The 13724-nt window shown below is 72.2% G+C and carries 15 protein-coding genes; 3 read left to right on the top strand and 12 right to left on the bottom strand.

Features of this window, described 5'->3' with window-relative positions; all coding sequences use genetic code 11:
- The coding region (locus QSK30_RS04900) for a hypothetical protein (RefSeq protein WP_285499899.1) at positions 1-195 on the top strand (195 nt) is incomplete at its 5' end.
- Between the two features lie 132 nt (positions 196-327).
- Here the strand turns inward: QSK30_RS04900 and QSK30_RS04895 are convergent.
- The 6 genes from QSK30_RS04895 to QSK30_RS04870 form a co-directional block, all read right to left on the bottom strand.
- Positions 328-936, bottom strand: a complete 609-nt coding sequence (locus tag QSK30_RS04895) for a TetR/AcrR family transcriptional regulator (RefSeq protein WP_285499897.1) — start codon at positions 934-936, stop codon at positions 328-330.
- Positions 933-2009 carry an acyl-CoA dehydrogenase family protein gene (locus QSK30_RS04890; RefSeq protein ID WP_285499896.1) on the bottom strand — a complete coding sequence of 359 codons (1077 nt, stop codon included), beginning with the start codon at positions 2007-2009 and terminating at the stop codon, positions 933-935. The genes QSK30_RS04895 and QSK30_RS04890 overlap by 4 nt, the downstream gene beginning before the upstream one ends.
- Positions 2006-3178, bottom strand: a complete 1173-nt coding sequence (locus tag QSK30_RS04885; RefSeq protein ID WP_285499895.1) for an acyl-CoA dehydrogenase family protein — start codon at positions 3176-3178, stop codon at positions 2006-2008. The genes QSK30_RS04890 and QSK30_RS04885 overlap by 4 nt, the downstream gene beginning before the upstream one ends.
- The gene (locus QSK30_RS04880) at positions 3175-3651 is read right to left on the bottom strand and encodes a MaoC family dehydratase (RefSeq protein ID WP_285499894.1); all 477 of its coding nucleotides are present in this window, start codon (positions 3649-3651) and stop codon (positions 3175-3177) included. Before QSK30_RS04880 ends, QSK30_RS04885 begins: the two co-directional genes overlap by 4 nt.
- A gap of 1 nt (position 3652) precedes the next feature.
- Positions 3653-4405 carry a 3-oxoacyl-ACP reductase FabG gene (gene fabG / locus QSK30_RS04875; protein ID WP_285499893.1) on the bottom strand — a complete coding sequence of 251 codons (753 nt, stop codon included), beginning with the start codon at positions 4403-4405 and terminating at the stop codon, positions 3653-3655.
- Positions 4406-4746: 341 nt separating this feature from the next.
- Positions 4747-5244 carry an XdhC family protein gene (locus QSK30_RS04870; protein WP_285499892.1) on the bottom strand — a complete coding sequence of 166 codons (498 nt, stop codon included), beginning with the start codon at positions 5242-5244 and terminating at the stop codon, positions 4747-4749.
- A gap of 80 nt (positions 5245-5324) precedes the next feature.
- Here QSK30_RS04870 and nudC point away from each other — a divergent pair, with 80 nt between their 5' ends.
- Positions 5325-6182: an NAD(+) diphosphatase gene (gene nudC / locus QSK30_RS04865; RefSeq protein ID WP_285499891.1), complete on the top strand. Its 858-nt coding sequence runs from the start codon at positions 5325-5327 to the stop codon at positions 6180-6182.
- 127 nt (positions 6183-6309) lie between these two features.
- Positions 6310-8502, top strand: coding sequence for an MMPL family transporter (locus tag QSK30_RS04860; RefSeq protein ID WP_285499890.1), 2193 nt, complete (start codon positions 6310-6312; stop codon positions 8500-8502).
- A 97-nt stretch (positions 8503-8599) separates the two neighbouring features.
- On the opposite strand, the gene QSK30_RS04855 is transcribed toward QSK30_RS04860, so the two are convergent.
- The 6 genes from QSK30_RS04855 to QSK30_RS04830 all read right to left on the bottom strand — a co-directional run bounded on the left by QSK30_RS04855 (position 8600) and on the right by QSK30_RS04830 (position 13682).
- Positions 8600-8875 (bottom strand): GlsB/YeaQ/YmgE family stress response membrane protein, encoded by a 276-nt coding sequence (locus QSK30_RS04855; protein ID WP_285499889.1) that lies wholly within the window; start codon positions 8873-8875, stop codon positions 8600-8602.
- Between the two features lie 59 nt (positions 8876-8934).
- Positions 8935-9231, bottom strand: coding sequence for a hypothetical protein (locus tag QSK30_RS04850; protein WP_285499888.1), 297 nt, complete (start codon positions 9229-9231; stop codon positions 8935-8937).
- Between the two features lie 22 nt (positions 9232-9253).
- Entirely contained in the window at positions 9254-10057 is an 804-nt protein-coding gene (locus QSK30_RS04845) for a helix-turn-helix domain-containing protein (RefSeq protein WP_285499887.1), read from the bottom strand.
- A gap of 52 nt (positions 10058-10109) precedes the next feature.
- Complete coding sequence (locus QSK30_RS04840; protein ID WP_285499886.1) at positions 10110-10430, bottom strand: STAS domain-containing protein; 321 nt, start codon at positions 10428-10430, stop codon at positions 10110-10112.
- A 130-nt stretch (positions 10431-10560) separates the two neighbouring features.
- Positions 10561-12408: an ArnT family glycosyltransferase gene (locus QSK30_RS04835; protein ID WP_285499884.1), complete on the bottom strand. Its 1848-nt coding sequence runs from the start codon at positions 12406-12408 to the stop codon at positions 10561-10563.
- Entirely contained in the window at positions 12405-13682 is a 1278-nt protein-coding gene (locus QSK30_RS04830; RefSeq protein WP_285499882.1) for a bifunctional glycosyltransferase family 2/GtrA family protein, read from the bottom strand. The genes QSK30_RS04835 and QSK30_RS04830 overlap by 4 nt, the downstream gene beginning before the upstream one ends.
- Between the last annotated feature and the right edge of the window lie 42 nt (positions 13683-13724).

The raw sequence follows: 13724 nt of genomic DNA, 5'->3' as shown, positions 1-13724 counted from the left end.
GACCACAGAAAACGATCAACCGCCGACGCGATCACCGACATCAACCGACGCCGCAAGAAACGCAGAGAACGAACAAACCCCCGCGTCATCAAACGCGGACGACACAACTCCTACATCGTCAAAAAACTCCACCACCACGGAACTCACCACAACGGACCGCCCATCATACGACTGCACGCGCCGCGCTTAACTTAGCGGTATTGTCCCATACGCAGCCAAAACACGGACTGAATGCCGTTGTCAAGGCATCTTTCCCGCCTTGACAACGGCATTCAGTCCGTAGTCACAATTGTGCGAAGGGGAAGCAGGATCAAGAAGCGCAAAACATCAACGAGCACCCAACATCCCAGCCACCAGCACCGCGTACTGCCGCCCCAGCTCAGCCGCCCCCGGCCGAGACCCACCCGAATACCACCGAGCCACATCAATCCCCAACGACAACACCGCCCGCGCCGCCGTCCGCACGTCCGCGACCCGGAACACCCCGGCCGCCACCCCTTCCTCGATCAACCCCCGCACCACCCCCTCAGTCCGCCGCCGCACCGCCACCACCGCCGCGTAGTCGGCCGGGTCGAGCGCGCCCAACTCGTACTGCACGATCCGTGCCACCCGGTGCCGGGTCGCGTGCCAGGTCACGAACCCCGCCACCAGCACCGCCATCCGGGCGGCCGGGTCGCCCGGACCCGCGGCCGCCTCGGTCACCATCGCCAGCGCCCGCTCGTGCCCGCTGCGGCTGATCGCGAACAGCACCGCCGCCTTGGACGGGAAGTGCACGTAGAGCGCCGCCGGGCTCATCCCGGCCGCCGTGGCGATGTCGCGGGTGGTCGTGGCGTGGAAGCCGCGCTCGGCGAACGCCTCCACGGCAGCGGCCATCAACCGCCGGGCCGCGTCCGGGCGAACGTCCGGCCACAGGTCGGCGAGTACCTGGTCGGTCATCCCGGCAGGTCCACCAGGTGCGCCAGCGACGCGCGGTGTCGTCCCGGCGTGCCCAGGGCGATCTCGTCCGCCTTGGCCCGCTTGAGGTACAGGTGCGCCGGGTGCTCCCAAGTCATCCCGATACCGCCGTGCAACTGCACGCACTCGTGCGCGGCGTGCACCGCGACCGCCGCGCACAACGACTGCGCCACCGACACCGCGACCTCGACGTCGTTGCCCGTCGCCAGCGCGTCGGCGGCGTTGCGTGCGGCGGCGCGAGCCAGGACGAGCTGCTGCCACACGTCGGCGAGCCGGTGCTTGAGCGCCTGGAACGAGCCGACCGGCCGCCCGAACTGGTAGCGCTGCTTCAGGTAGGCCACCGTGGTGTCCAGGCACCACTGGGCGATCCCTACCTGTTCGGAGGCCAGAATCCCAGCCCCGGCAAGCAAAGCCGCCCGGACGGCGTCCTCGGCCGAGCCGACCAGGGCGACCGAGGTCGAACCCGTGAACTCCACGTCCGCCACCGGCCGCGTCACGTCCAACGACACGACCGGTGTCACCGTGGCGGCACTCGCCTGCACCAAGTGCAGGGCGCCACCGGCGGGGACCACCAGCAAGTCGGCCGCCCGCGCGTCCGCGACACTGCGGACCGTGCCGACCAAGCCGCCGTCCACCAGCTGAACGGACGGTGTGGAGTCCCAAGTGGACAGCGGAACCACGAGCGTGGCCGTGATCTCGCCACTGCCGAGCCGCGCCAGGGCGGCACGCGCGTCATCGTCCTGAGACACATGCAACAGCGCCGCCGTCGCGAGCACCGCGCTGCCCAAGAACGGCACGGGGGCAACGGAAGCACCCAGTTCCTCGGCCACCACGGCGGTCTCGCGGTAGCCCGCGCCCTGTCCGCCCAGCTCCTCCGGCACGTGCAGCGAGGTCGCGCCCAGCTCGGCCAGCGCCCGCCACAGCCCCGGGTCGTGCTCGGCGGACTCGGCGTGGGCGAGCACGGTCGCGGCGTCCGCGCGGTCGGCGAGCAGGTCGCGGACGCTGGCCCGCAGGCCGTCCTCGACGTCGCTGTAGCGCAGGTTCGGCTCGCTCATCGCGGGAGGTCCTTCCATGGCACGTCCTTGTCGACGCGGGGTTCGGATGGCAGGCCGAGGATCCGCTCGGCGATGATGTTGCGCAGGATCTCCGAGGTGCCGCCCTCGATCGAGTTGCCCTTGGCCCGCAGGTAGCGGTAGCCCGCGTCCCGGCCGGTGAAGTCGACCAGCTCCGGACGGGTGAGCGCCCAGTCGGAGTAGCGCAGGCCGTCCTCGGCCAGCAGCTCCACCTCGAGCCCGGACAGCGCCTGCGACAGCCGGGCGAAGGCCAGCTTCATCGCCGAGCCCTCCGGCCCGGGGGAGCCGACCGCCAGCTGCTGGCGCAGCCGGATCCCGGCCAGCCGCAACGCCTCCGACTCCACCCACAGGCCCAGCAACCGGTCGTGCGCCTCGGGTGTGCGGCGCTCGGGGTTGGCCCGCCAGGTCTCGGCGACGACGCCGGCCATCCCGCCCTCGCGCGGCATCGGGCGGCCGCCGATGGCCACCCACTCGTTCATCAGCGTGGTCTGCGCGACCCGCCACCCGTCGCCGACCGCGCCCAGCCGGTGCGCGTCCGGGATCCGCGCGTCGGTGAGGAAGACCTCGTTGAACTCGGCCTCGCCGGTGATCTGGCGCAGCGGCCGCACCTCGACACCCGGGTCGGTCATGTCGCAGACGAAGTAGGTCATGCCCGCGTGCTTGGGCACGTCCGGGTCGGTGCGCGCCACCAGGATCGCCCAGCGCGCGGTGTGCGCGGTGGAGGTCCACACCTTCTGCCCGGTGACCACCCAGTCGTCGCCGTCGCGGCGGGCGCGGGTGCCCAGCGCGGCCAGGTCCGAGCCCGCGCCCGGCTCGCTGAAGAGCTGGCACCACACCTCCTCGCCGGTCCACAGCGGACGCAGGAAGCGGCGCCGCTGCTCGTCGGTGCCGAAGGCGAGGATCGTCGGCGCGGCCATGCCCAGCCCGATGCCGATCCGGCGCGGGTTGTTGTCCGGCGCGCCCGCCGCCACCAGGGCCGCGTCGACGATCTCCTGGTCGCCGCGCGGCGCCCCGAGGCCGCCCAAGCCCTCCGGGAAGTGCACCCAGGCCAGGCCGGCGTCGAAGCGCGCGCGCAGGAAGTCGAGCCGGTCGGTGGTCGCCGGGTCGTGCTCGGCCAGCAGGGCCGCGACCCGGTCGCGCAGGTCCGTCATGGTCGATCCTCGCTGTTCGGGTGCTGGACCAGCAGCACCACGGCCTCGGCGACGCAGCCCGGTTTGGCCTCGCCCTCGATCTCGACGGTGTAGCCGAAGACCACCTGGACGCCCTGCGCGCCCTGGCTCACCTCGAGGACCTCGGCGCCCAGCCGCACCCGTGCGCCGACCCGCACCACGGTGGGGAAGCGCACCTTGTTCAGCCCGTAGTTGACGCCCATGGCGAAGCCCTCGAACCGGTACAGGCCGCGGCCGAGCGCGGGCAGCAGCGCCAGCGTCAGGTAGCCGTGGGCGACGGTCGCGCCGAACGGCCCCCGGGCGGCGCGCTCGGTGTCGAGGTGGATCCACTGGTGGTCGTCGGTGGCGTCGGCGAACCGGCGCACCCGGTCCTGGGTGATCTCCACCCAGTCGCCGAACCCCAGGTGGGTGCCGCGCGCGGCGGTGAGCGCGGCCAGGCCGTCGAAGACGCGCATGTCAGTCCTTCGGTCCGCCCGCGACGTAGATCACCTGACCGGAGACGAACCCGGCCTCCTCGCTCACCAGGAACGACGCGGTGGCCGCGACGTCGGCGGGCTGCCCGATCCGACCCACCGGGATCGCCGCGGCGACCCCGGTCTTGAAGTCCTCGAACGGCATCCCGAGCCGGGCGGCGGTGGTCGCGGTCATCTCGGTCTCGATGAACCCGGGCGCGATCGCGTTGGCCGTCACCCCGAACTTGCCCAGCTCGATCGCCAGCGTCTTGGTGAACCCCTGTAGCCCCGCCTTGGCCGCGGCGTAGTTGACCTGGCCGCGGTTGCCGAGCGCGGACGTGCTGGACAGGTTCACGATCCGGCCGTAGCGCTGCTCGGTCTGGTGCGCCTGCACCGCGCGGGTCATCAGGAACGACCCGCGCAGGTGCACGTCGATGACCGAGTCCCAGTCGTCGTCGGTCATCTTGAAGATCAGGTTGTCGCGCAGGATCCCGGCGTTGTTGACCAGCACCGTCGGCGGACCCAGCTTCTCGGCGACCTCGGCCACCGCGGCCGTGACCTGTCCGGTGTCGCTCACGTCGGCACCCACGGCCAGCGCGGTACCCCCGTCCGCCTCGATCGCGGCGACCGTGCCCGCGCAGCTGTCCGCGGTCAGGTCGACCACCGCGACGGCGAACCCGTCCCGACCGAGCCGCTCGGCGATCGCGGCACCGATCCCTCGGGCCGCTCCGGTCACGATGGCGATGCGCTGGGGCACGGGTCTCCTCCGGGGGACGTGAGCTAAGCAAGCGCTTAGCAAGTTACCCGCGGGTCGCCACCGCTGTCCACCGGTCCGCGGTTTCCCGCCGGTGTACAGCGGACGTCTTGTCGGTGGTCGACTCGCCGCGGTCAGGCCGGCCGCCGGACCGTTCGAGACCCACGACCAGGTCGCGCGTCGGATGTCGCCGGTGGGCACCGGTCATGGCATGGGCCGGACCTGCCCGGGTGGCTGGAAGTACTGTCTGGTGTGGACAGTAGACCTTGGTTGCCTGTCCTGGTCTGCTTGCCGTGGTCGCGAGCGAACGAGGTTCCTGACGCCGAGTCGGCCGTGTGGGGCGGTCAGAAGGCGAAGCCGCCGGGGCGGTCGTTGCGGTCGGCGATCAGCCCCGCCAGGGTGGCGATCGCGATCTCCGCCGGGGTGCGGGAGCCGATGTTCAGCCCGATCGGCCGGTGCACCCGCTCGATGTCGGGCTCGGCGACCCCGAGCGCGCGCAGCCCCTCGACGTAGGGCGCGGGGTGCCGCGGGTTGCCCATCACCCCTATCCACCGGGTGGGCACTGCCAGGGCGTCGCGCAGGACGGCTGTCAGTTCCGGGCGGTGGTGGTCGGTGAACACCACGTCGGTGTCGGTGTCCAGGTCCGGTGGTAGCGCGGTGGAGTCGGCCGTCGCGCGGGCGGGTTCGGGTTCGACGTGCAGGGTCCGGTAGCCGAGGTCGGCTCCGTATCGGAGCAAGTGGTCGGCGACCGCGCCCGTGAAGACGACCACCAGGGTCTTGGTGCCCACCGCGGGTGCCGGTGTCCCGTGCGCGGTCGAACAGGGGTCCGGGCTCGTCCTCATGCGCCCAGTGTGGCCCACCCCACCCCCGTGCGCAGCCCGTTGTGCCAGGGTGGCGGTACGCCTACCAGGGAGTGCTCAGCGTGGAGAACTCGACTTACAGGCTGCCCTACACCGGGCTTGCCCTCGACCGAGCAGGTGCCCGTCGCGCCGACGACGAGTGGATCGCCGGGCTGCGCGCGAACGCCGTGGCGGTCGCCTTCTGGAACGACCGCTGCCTCGTGGGCGGCGGCGCCCCGTTGTCCACCCCGGTGCCCGAGGACGCCGTCTTCCTCGGCCTCGACGGGGACACGGCGCTGTTCGCCACTGATCTGTCCGAAGTGGACGAACAGGGGGCGTTGGCCGCCACCGGGGCCGACGCCGCGGTGGACATCCGGCAGCTCTTCGCCGACCTCGCCCCGGAGGAGGCGACCCGGCTCGCCTACGCGCGGGGGTTGCTGCACTGGCGCCGCAACCAGCGCTTCTGCGGTGCCTGCGGGTCGCCGACGCGCGACAGCCAGGGGGGTCACGTCAAGGTGTGCGGCGGCTGCGCCAAGCTGCTGTTCCCGCGCATCGAGCCCGCGGTGATCGTCCTGGTCGAGTTCGGCGACCGCTGCCTGCTCGGCAGGCACCGCGGCGCCACCGGGTTCTCCACCCTGGCCGGGTTCGTCGAGATCGGCGAGAGCCTGGAGGACGCCGTCCGGCGCGAGGTGGCCGAGGAGGCCGGTGTCGCGGTGGGACACGTCGAGTACCTCGCCTCGCAGGCCTGGCCGTTCCCTTCCGGACTGATGCTCGGTTTCCGCGCCACCGCGCTGTCGGCGGAGATCTCGGTGGACCGCGACGAGCTCGAGGAGGCCCGCTGGTTCACCCGCGCCGAGGTGGCCGAACTGGACCGCGGTCGCGGTGACTCGGTGGAGACCTTCTTGATCGACAGTTGGGTGGTCACTCACCAACACCGCTGAACCCCGGTTCCCCTAGGGGGAGCACCCCGGTCGAAGATCGGGGAGGAATCCCGATTCGCCCCGTCCCGCGCGCCGGCAGCCTTCTGCTCGAAGCCGGAGTCCGAACCAGTTCGCGGGGGTAGCAGCAATGTCCAGACCAATGGTGACCGTGCGCATCGCGCGGTGGAGTGCCGAGCACCCGTGGCGGGCCATCGGCGCGTGGGTCGTCTTCGTCGCGTTGTGCATCGGGGCCGGGGCCGCCGTCGGCACCAAGACCGCGGGGTTCGACGACAACCCCACCGGCGAGCTCGCCGTCTACAAGAGCATCGTGGACGCCTCGGGGTTCACCCGGCCCGCCACCGAGAACGTCCTGATCACCTCGCCCGCGGGCGCCCTGGACAAGGGCAAGGCCGTGCGGGTCGCCGGTGAGGTCAAGGCGCGGATGTCCGGTCTGCGCGAGGTCGCCGACGTCAGCGACCCGGTCCCGTCCCCGGGGGGAGACGCGGTCCTGGTCAGCATCGACATGTCCGGCGACCGCAAGACCGCCGACGAGCGGCTGCAGCCGCTGCTCGCGGTCACCAAGTCCATTCAGGACGGACACCCCGACCTGCGGGTGGAGCAGGTGGGCGGGGAGTCGCTGAACAAGGCGCTCTCCGACACCCTGGGCGACGACTTCACCAAGGCCGAGCTGATCAGCATCCCGGTGACGCTGCTGATCATGCTGGTGGCCTTCGGCGCGGTGATCGCCGCGGGCGTGCCGGTGCTGCTCGCGCTCTCCGCGGTCGGCAGCGCGCTCGGGCTCTCCGCGCTGGTCTCGCAGCTGATCCCGTCCACTGACAACACCTCCAGCATGATCCTGCTGATCGGCATGGCGGTCGGGGTGGACTACTCGCTGTTCTACGTTCGCCGAGAACGCGAGGAACGCGCCAAGGGGCGCTCCCACCTGGACGCCGTGGAGATCGCCGCCGCCACCTCCGGGCACGCGATCGTGGTCTCGGGTGTCGCCGTCGTGGTCGCCATGGCGGGCATGTTCGTCGCCAACGACGTGACGTTCTCCTCGATGGCCATCGGCTCGATCCTGGTCGTGCTGGCCGCGGTGATCGGCTCCATCACGGTGCTCCCGGCGATGCTGGCCAAGCTCGGCAAGTGGATCGACCGGCCGCGCGTGCCGCTGCTGTGGCGCCTGTCGGCCCGCTCCGGCGGTGAGCCGAGGTTCTGGAAGGCCGTGCTGCGCCCGACGCTGCGCCGCCCCGGTGTCGCCCTGGTGGTCTCGGTCGCCGGTCTGATCGCGCTGGCCATCCCGGCGCTGGGCATGAAGCTGAACTCGCCGTCGGACGCCGACCTGCCGCGCAGCATCCCGATCATGCAGTCCTACGACCGGATGACCGCGGCGTTCCCGAGCACCGGTGCCACGCACGCCATCGCGGTGCGCGCCCCGGCGGACAAGGTCGCGCAGACCGAGACCGCGGTGACCGCGCTGCTCGACCGGATCAAGGCCGACGGTGAGTTCGCCCAGGACCGCGCCCCGGAGGTCAACCGCTCCGCCGACGGTCGGATCTTCCTGATCAGCGCGGCGATCCCGAGTGCGGCGACCAGTCCGGCGGCCGACACCTCACTGGGCTGGTTGCGCACGGTCGCGCTGCCGCAGACGGTGGGCGCGGTGGCGGGCGCGGAGTTCGCGGTCAGCGGCCAGACGGCGGGGGAGAACGACTTCATCTCCTCGATGACCGAGTCGCTGCCCTGGGTGATCGCGATCGTGCTGCTGCTCACCTTCCTGGTGATGCTGTGGACCTTCCGCGCCCCGCTGATCGCGCTGTCGTCGATCCTGCTCAACGTGCTCTCCGCCGCGGCCGCCTACGGCGTGCTGGTGCTGGTGTTCCAGAACACCTGGGCGCAGGGCCTGCTCGGGTTCACCTCCACCGGCGGCATCGTGGCCTGGCTGCCGCTGATCCTGTTCGTCGTGCTGTTCGGGCTCTCGATGGACTACCACGTGTTCGTGGTCAGCCGGATCCGCGAGGCGAGGCTGGGCGGGCTGGACACCCGGTCGGCGGTGTCCCGGGGGATCACCTCCTCGGCGGGCGTGGTGACCAGCGCGGCGGCGGTGATGATCGGGGTGTTCTCGATCTTCGGCACGCTGAGCACCATCGACATGAAGCAGATGGGCGTCGGCCTGGCGACCGCGATCCTGTTGGACGCCACCATCATCCGCGCGGTCGTGCTGCCGTCGCTGATGATCGTGCTGGGCGAGCGCAACTGGTGGACCCCGCGCTTCCTGCGCCCGGCCCGGCCCGCGTCCCGGCCCGCGCCGGAGCCGGTGCGCGAGCTCGACCCGGTCGGCTGACCGTCCTAGTCGGACAGTCCAGGTGAGACGGCGAAACCCCCGACCCAGGTACTGGTCGGGGGTTTCGCCGCGGGATCAGGGCACAGCGTGGCAGGGCTTAGCGGTGCACGCCCCGACGGCCGTAGGCGCCGGACACCAGCGCCACACCCACCGCGGCGAGGCCGACCTGGAACAGGATCTCGATCCAGTCCACGCCGGGGGTGCTGGCGACGCCGACGCCCCGGGCCAGCGCGGTCCCGAGGAACGCCGCGACGATACCGACCACGATGGTCAGCCAGATCGGGATCGACTGCTTGCCCGGAAGCACCAGGCGCCCCAGGACGCCGATGATCAAACCGATGATCAACGCGGTGAAGATGCCGGTGACGGTCATGTCGTTCTCCTCGACTCTGAAGTGGCTCTCGGCTTGTAAGTACCCCCACTCGACCGGAATCACTCGTTCGGGGATTCATGTTTTTTCGCGGTGCCCGGTTCGCGCTCGGGGGTCCCCGGGCCGGTGGGCTCGGCGGGGCTCCCGCGGCGCCCGGCCCACCATTGCGCGGCGAGCATCGTGGGACCCGTCAGGCCGCCGATGCTCGCGGAGATCAGGTCGTCGCCCAGCCTGGACCAGCTGTGCAGCAGTCCCCTGACCGTCAAGGTGACGCCGAACATCAAGGCGTACAGGACGATGACCACCACCGCGACGCGGACCCACGCGGGCGATCGCCACCAGAAACGGGTTCTTCCCATGCCCGGTGGTTACCCGCCAAGATCACTTCGTACCCAGCGCGGCCGCGGTGGCCTCGTCGGCCGGGAAGAACGACTCGATGGCCAGCTCGGCGACGGTGATGTCCAGCGGTGTGCCGAACGTGGTCACCGTGCCGAAGAAGGACAGCTCCGCGCCCGCCGCCCGGATCCGCAGCGGTACCACCACATCGGCGCTGTGCTGGTCGACCACCGGCTCCAGCTGGTCGCACGGGTAGCCCGCCAGCTCGTCGTGCAGCGCGGCCAGGTCCTGGTCGGCGGTCAGCGTGATCTGCCCGCGCAGCCGCGCCAGCAGGTGCGCGCGCCACTCGCCGAGGTTCACGATCCGCGGCGCCAGGCCGTCGGGGTGCAGGCTCACCCGCAGCACGTTCACCGGTGGTACCAACAGGTCGGGGGAGACGCCCGCCAGCAGCACCGACACGCTGTCGTTCGCCTCGACCAGGTGCCAGCCCCGGTCCACCGCCAGCGCCGGGTACGGGTCGTGCCCGGTCAGCACCTGGCGCACCGCGCCGCGCACCGCCCGCATCCGGGGGGAGTCCAGCGGTGCCTGGCTGTACACCGGCGCGTAGCCCGCGGCCAGCAGCATCTGGTTGCGCTCGCGCAGCGGCAGGTCGAGGCTGTCGGCCAGGTGCAGCACCATGTCCCGGCTCGGCGCCGAGCGGCCGGTCTCGACGAAGCTGAGGTGCCGGGTGGAGACGTCGGCCTGCAGCGACAGGTCCAGCTGGCTGAGCCTGCGGTGCTCCCGCCACTGGCGCAGCAGCGCCCCGACAGATCGTTGTGCGGTGGGTGCCACCGAGGTCGACTGTGCCATGGCCCGACGCTACGGAGATCACCCGTTCGAGGCGATTACCTCCCGGGTAAAGCTACTCGACCCGGACGCCCGCCTCGGTCACCGCGGGCCCGAGCAGCTCCAGGATCCGGCGCATCGACGCGGGCGGGTTGCGCAGCACCAGGTTGCTCTCGCCGGGCAGCGTCGCCGCCGCGCGCAGCAGGGTGATCACCCCGGACACGTCGATGAAGTCCAGTTCGGCCAGGTCCAAGTGGACGTCCCCGCCCGCCTGCCTGCACAGCGCGAGCAGCAGCTGCTCGAAGTCCGGGCGGGTGCGCAGGTCCGCGTGCCCGGTGAGCCGGCCCTGCCGCGGGATCGCGGGGGACGGCCGGGTGGTGTCAGTGATCGCCGCCACCCCCCCTCGGCGCGGCGGCCGGGACGGCGGCCGGGACGGAGTGCGGCACGGCCAGCCCTCCCAGCGGCGTCGGAACCGAGTGGACGGCAGCCTACGCGGGCCCGACGCCGCTGTCCCAGGTCCAAAGACCTCACCCGCGCGGGGCGGCCAGGTCGTACACCGTCTGTCCACCGATCGTGACCTGGGCGAAGTTCTCCTGTACCCAAGTCGCGATCTCGCCGCCACCGCGACCACCGCCACCGCCCATGCCGCCGCCCGCGACGTAGTAGCGCACCTCGCCTGCCTCCACATAGGCCTTGAACTGCGCCAGGGTGGGCGCCGGGTCGCTGCCGGTGAACCCGCCGACGGCCATGACCGGCCGCCCGCTCGCCAGCTGCAGGTCGGCCGCGCCCTGCGAGCCGGTGCTCGCCGCGGCCCACCGGCCGGTGGTCGCCTGGAGCGCGGACACCAGCTCGGTGCTGACCGAGCCGCCGCCACCGCCCATCACCATCTGGCCGCGGCCGCCGCCCAGGCTCGGCCCGGAGGTCGGGATCGAGCCGCCGTGCGCGGTCGTCGCCGTGGCCACCGTGTACAGCCCGGTCGCGCCGAAGCCCGCCACCAGCGCCAGCACCGCGACGACCTTCGCCGCCCGCCGGAACAGGTGCGCGCCCACCGCGATCGCGGTCCCGGCCAGCAGGCCGCTCACCGCGACCACCCAGCGCGGCCACGGCAGCCAGTCGCCCTCGCGGGTCAGCAGCGCGAAGCCCCACCCCGCGGTCACCACGACCATCGCGGCGAGCACCACCCGGGTCGGAAGGTAGGCCCGCCCGCGCCAGAGCTCGCGGGCCGAGATCGCCGCCACCGCGGCGATCCCCGGTGCCAGCGCGATCGCGTAGTACGGGTGCACGGTGCCCTGCATGTAGCTGAACACCAGCGCGGTCACCACCATCCAGCCGCCCCACAGCACCAGACCCGCCCGGGTCCGGTCGGTGCGCGGCGCGCGCCTGCTGAACCACAGCCCGGCGACCAGCCCGATGAGCGCGGCGGGCAGCAGCCAGGAGACCTCGAGGCCGAACGCGGCGCCGAACATCCGGGACAGGCCGGTCGAACCGCCGAACATCGTGCCGCCGCCCCCACCGCCGCCCCCGCCACCGTTGCCGTCGCCGCCGAAGATCCGGCCGAGCCCGTTGTAGCCCAGGGCCAGCTCCAGCACCGAGTTGTCGGTCGAGCCGCCGATGTAGGGTCGCGACGCGGCCGGCCACAGGTCGGCGACCAGCACGTACCAGCCCGCCGAGACCACGACCGCCACCGTCGCGCCCACCAGGTGCAGCGACCGCCGCAGCAGGCTCGTCGGCGCGGCCAGCAGGTAGACCAACCCGAACGCGGGCAGCACAAGGAACGCCTGCAGCATCTTGGTGAGGAACCCAAAACCGATCGCGGTCCCGGCCAGCGCCAGCCACACCGGGCTCGCCTTCTCCACCGCGCGCACAGTGCAGTACGCGCCCGCCACGAGCAGCAGCACGAGCAGCGCGTCCGGGTTGTTGAACTTGAACATGAGCGCGGCCACCGGGGTCAGCGCCAACCCGGCACCGGCCAACAGTCCGGCACCCGCGCCGGACCACCGCTTCACCGCGGCGTAGAGCAGCCCGACCGAGGCCACGCCCGCCAGCGCCTGCGGCACCAGCATGCTCCAGGACGAGAACCCGAAGATCCGCCCGGACAGCGCCATCAGCCACATCGCCGCGGGCGGCTTGTCCACCGTGATCGAGTTGCCCGCGTCCAGCGAGCCGAAGAACAGCGCCTTCCAGTCCTGGGTGCCCGCCTGCACCGCGGCGGCGTAGAACTGGTTGCCCATCCCGGAGGCGCTCAGGTCCCACAGGTACAGCAGGGCCGTGCCCGCCAGCAGCGTGATCAGCGCGGGCAGCTCCCAGCGCGGCCGGGACCGCGTGGTCGTGGTCGTCTCGGTGGCGCTGAGCCGGTGCAGGGTGGCGGCGGTCATCGGGTCGTCTCCAGGGCGGGTTCGGGCGCGCGGCGGAAGACCCAGCCGCGCAGCAGCAGGAAGCGCAGGACGGTGGCGAGCAGGTTGGCCCCGACGAGCACCACGAGCTCGGTCGCGCGGGCGGGGGAGGTCATGCCGTGCAACAGGGCGAGCGCGCCGCTGGTCAGGCCCAGCCCGAGGGCGAAGACCAGCAGCCCCTGGAACTGGTGCCGGGCGGCGCCGTCGGAGCCGCGCACGCCGAAGGTGAGCCTGCGGTTGGCCGCGGTGTTGCCGACCGCGGTCACCAGCAGGGCCACCAGGTTCGCAGGCTGCGGGCCGACCTGACCGCGCAGCAGCACGAAGAGCAGCAGGTAGGCCAGCGTGCTGACCACGCCGACGGCGGCGAACCGCACCACTTGGCGCAACAGTCCACTGGGGACGCCCGGTGGGTCGCTGCTGATCGCGCCGCGGCCGAGCTGGGCGCGCAGCTCGGTGATCGGCAGGCTGCCGGTGGCCAGGCCGCGGCCGAGCCGGGCGATGCCGCGCAGGTCGGCCAGCGCGGTGGCGAGGATGTCCACCCGGCTGTCCGGGTCGTCCACCCAGTCGACCGGGACCTCGTGGATGCGCAGCCCGGCCCGCTGGGCCAGCACCAGCAGCTCGGTGTCGAAGAACCAGCCGGTGTCGGCCACGTGCGGGAGCAGCGTGCGGGCCACGTCGGCGCGGATCGCCTTGAAGCCGCACTGCGCGTCGGAGAAGCGCACCGCCAGCGCGCCGCGCAGGATCAGGTTGTAGCAGCGCGAGATCAGCTCGCGCTTGGGGCCGCGCACCACCCGCGCGCCGCGCGCGAGCCTGCTGCCGATCGCCACGTCGGAGTGCCCGGAGATCAGCGGCGCCACCAGCGGCGAGAGCGCCGCCAGGTCGGTGGACAGGTCGACGTCCATGTAGGCCAGCACCTCGGCGTCGGAGCCGAGCCAGGTGGTGTGCAGCGCCCGGCCGCGGCCCTTCTGCTCCAGCCGCACCGCGCGCACCCCGGTCAGCTCCTCGGCCAGGCCCTCGGCGACCGCCCAGGTGCGGTCCGTGCTGGCGTTGTCGGCCACGGTGATCCGGAACCGGTACGGGAAGTGCGTCTTGAGGTGCTCGTGCAGCCTGCGCACGCACGGCTCCAGGTCGAGTTCCTCGTTGTGCACGGGGACCACGACGTCGAGGACGGGGGCCGGGCCCGCGGTGGCCACCGGACCCCGGGGTGCCTGCCGGGGGAGCGGCGTGTCGGTCGTGGTCGTCTCGGTGGCTGTCATGGTGTCGACGATCGGGCCCGGCGCTGGGTCCACCGTGTGACC

This window comes from Actinokineospora sp. NBRC 105648, assembly GCF_030269645.1.
GTDB lineage: Bacteria > Actinomycetota > Actinomycetes > Mycobacteriales > Pseudonocardiaceae > Actinokineospora.
Note: the sequence above shows the minus strand (reverse complement) of the source record. Positions and strands in the feature narration are given on the sequence as shown.

What these genes read in the sequence shown, in the direction of transcription:
- QSK30_RS04870 (WP_285499892.1), bottom strand. Translation starts at nt 5,244, where the DNA reads ATGAGGACGAGCCCGGACCCCTGTTCGACCGCGCACGGGACACCGGCA.
- QSK30_RS04895 (WP_285499897.1), bottom strand. Translation starts at nt 936, where the DNA reads ATGACCGACCAGGTACTCGCCGACCTGTGGCCGGACGTTCGCCCGGAC.
- QSK30_RS04885 (WP_285499895.1), bottom strand. Translation starts at nt 3,178, where the DNA reads ATGACGGACCTGCGCGACCGGGTCGCGGCCCTGCTGGCCGAGCACGAC.
- QSK30_RS04850 (WP_285499888.1), bottom strand. Translation starts at nt 9,231, where the DNA reads ATGGGAAGAACCCGTTTCTGGTGGCGATCGCCCGCGTGGGTCCGCGTC.
- QSK30_RS04855 (WP_285499889.1), bottom strand. Translation starts at nt 8,875, where the DNA reads ATGACCGTCACCGGCATCTTCACCGCGTTGATCATCGGTTTGATCATC.
- QSK30_RS04835 (WP_285499884.1), bottom strand. Translation starts at nt 12,408, where the DNA reads ATGACCGCCGCCACCCTGCACCGGCTCAGCGCCACCGAGACGACCACG.
- QSK30_RS04860 (WP_285499890.1), top strand. Translation starts at nt 6,310, where the DNA reads ATGTCCAGACCAATGGTGACCGTGCGCATCGCGCGGTGGAGTGCCGAG.
- QSK30_RS04845 (WP_285499887.1), bottom strand. Translation starts at nt 10,057, where the DNA reads ATGGCACAGTCGACCTCGGTGGCACCCACCGCACAACGATCTGTCGGG.
- QSK30_RS04890 (WP_285499896.1), bottom strand. Translation starts at nt 2,009, where the DNA reads ATGAGCGAGCCGAACCTGCGCTACAGCGACGTCGAGGACGGCCTGCGG.
- QSK30_RS04830 (WP_285499882.1), bottom strand. Translation starts at nt 13,682, where the DNA reads ATGACAGCCACCGAGACGACCACGACCGACACGCCGCTCCCCCGGCAG.
- QSK30_RS04880 (WP_285499894.1), bottom strand. Translation starts at nt 3,651, where the DNA reads ATGCGCGTCTTCGACGGCCTGGCCGCGCTCACCGCCGCGCGCGGCACC.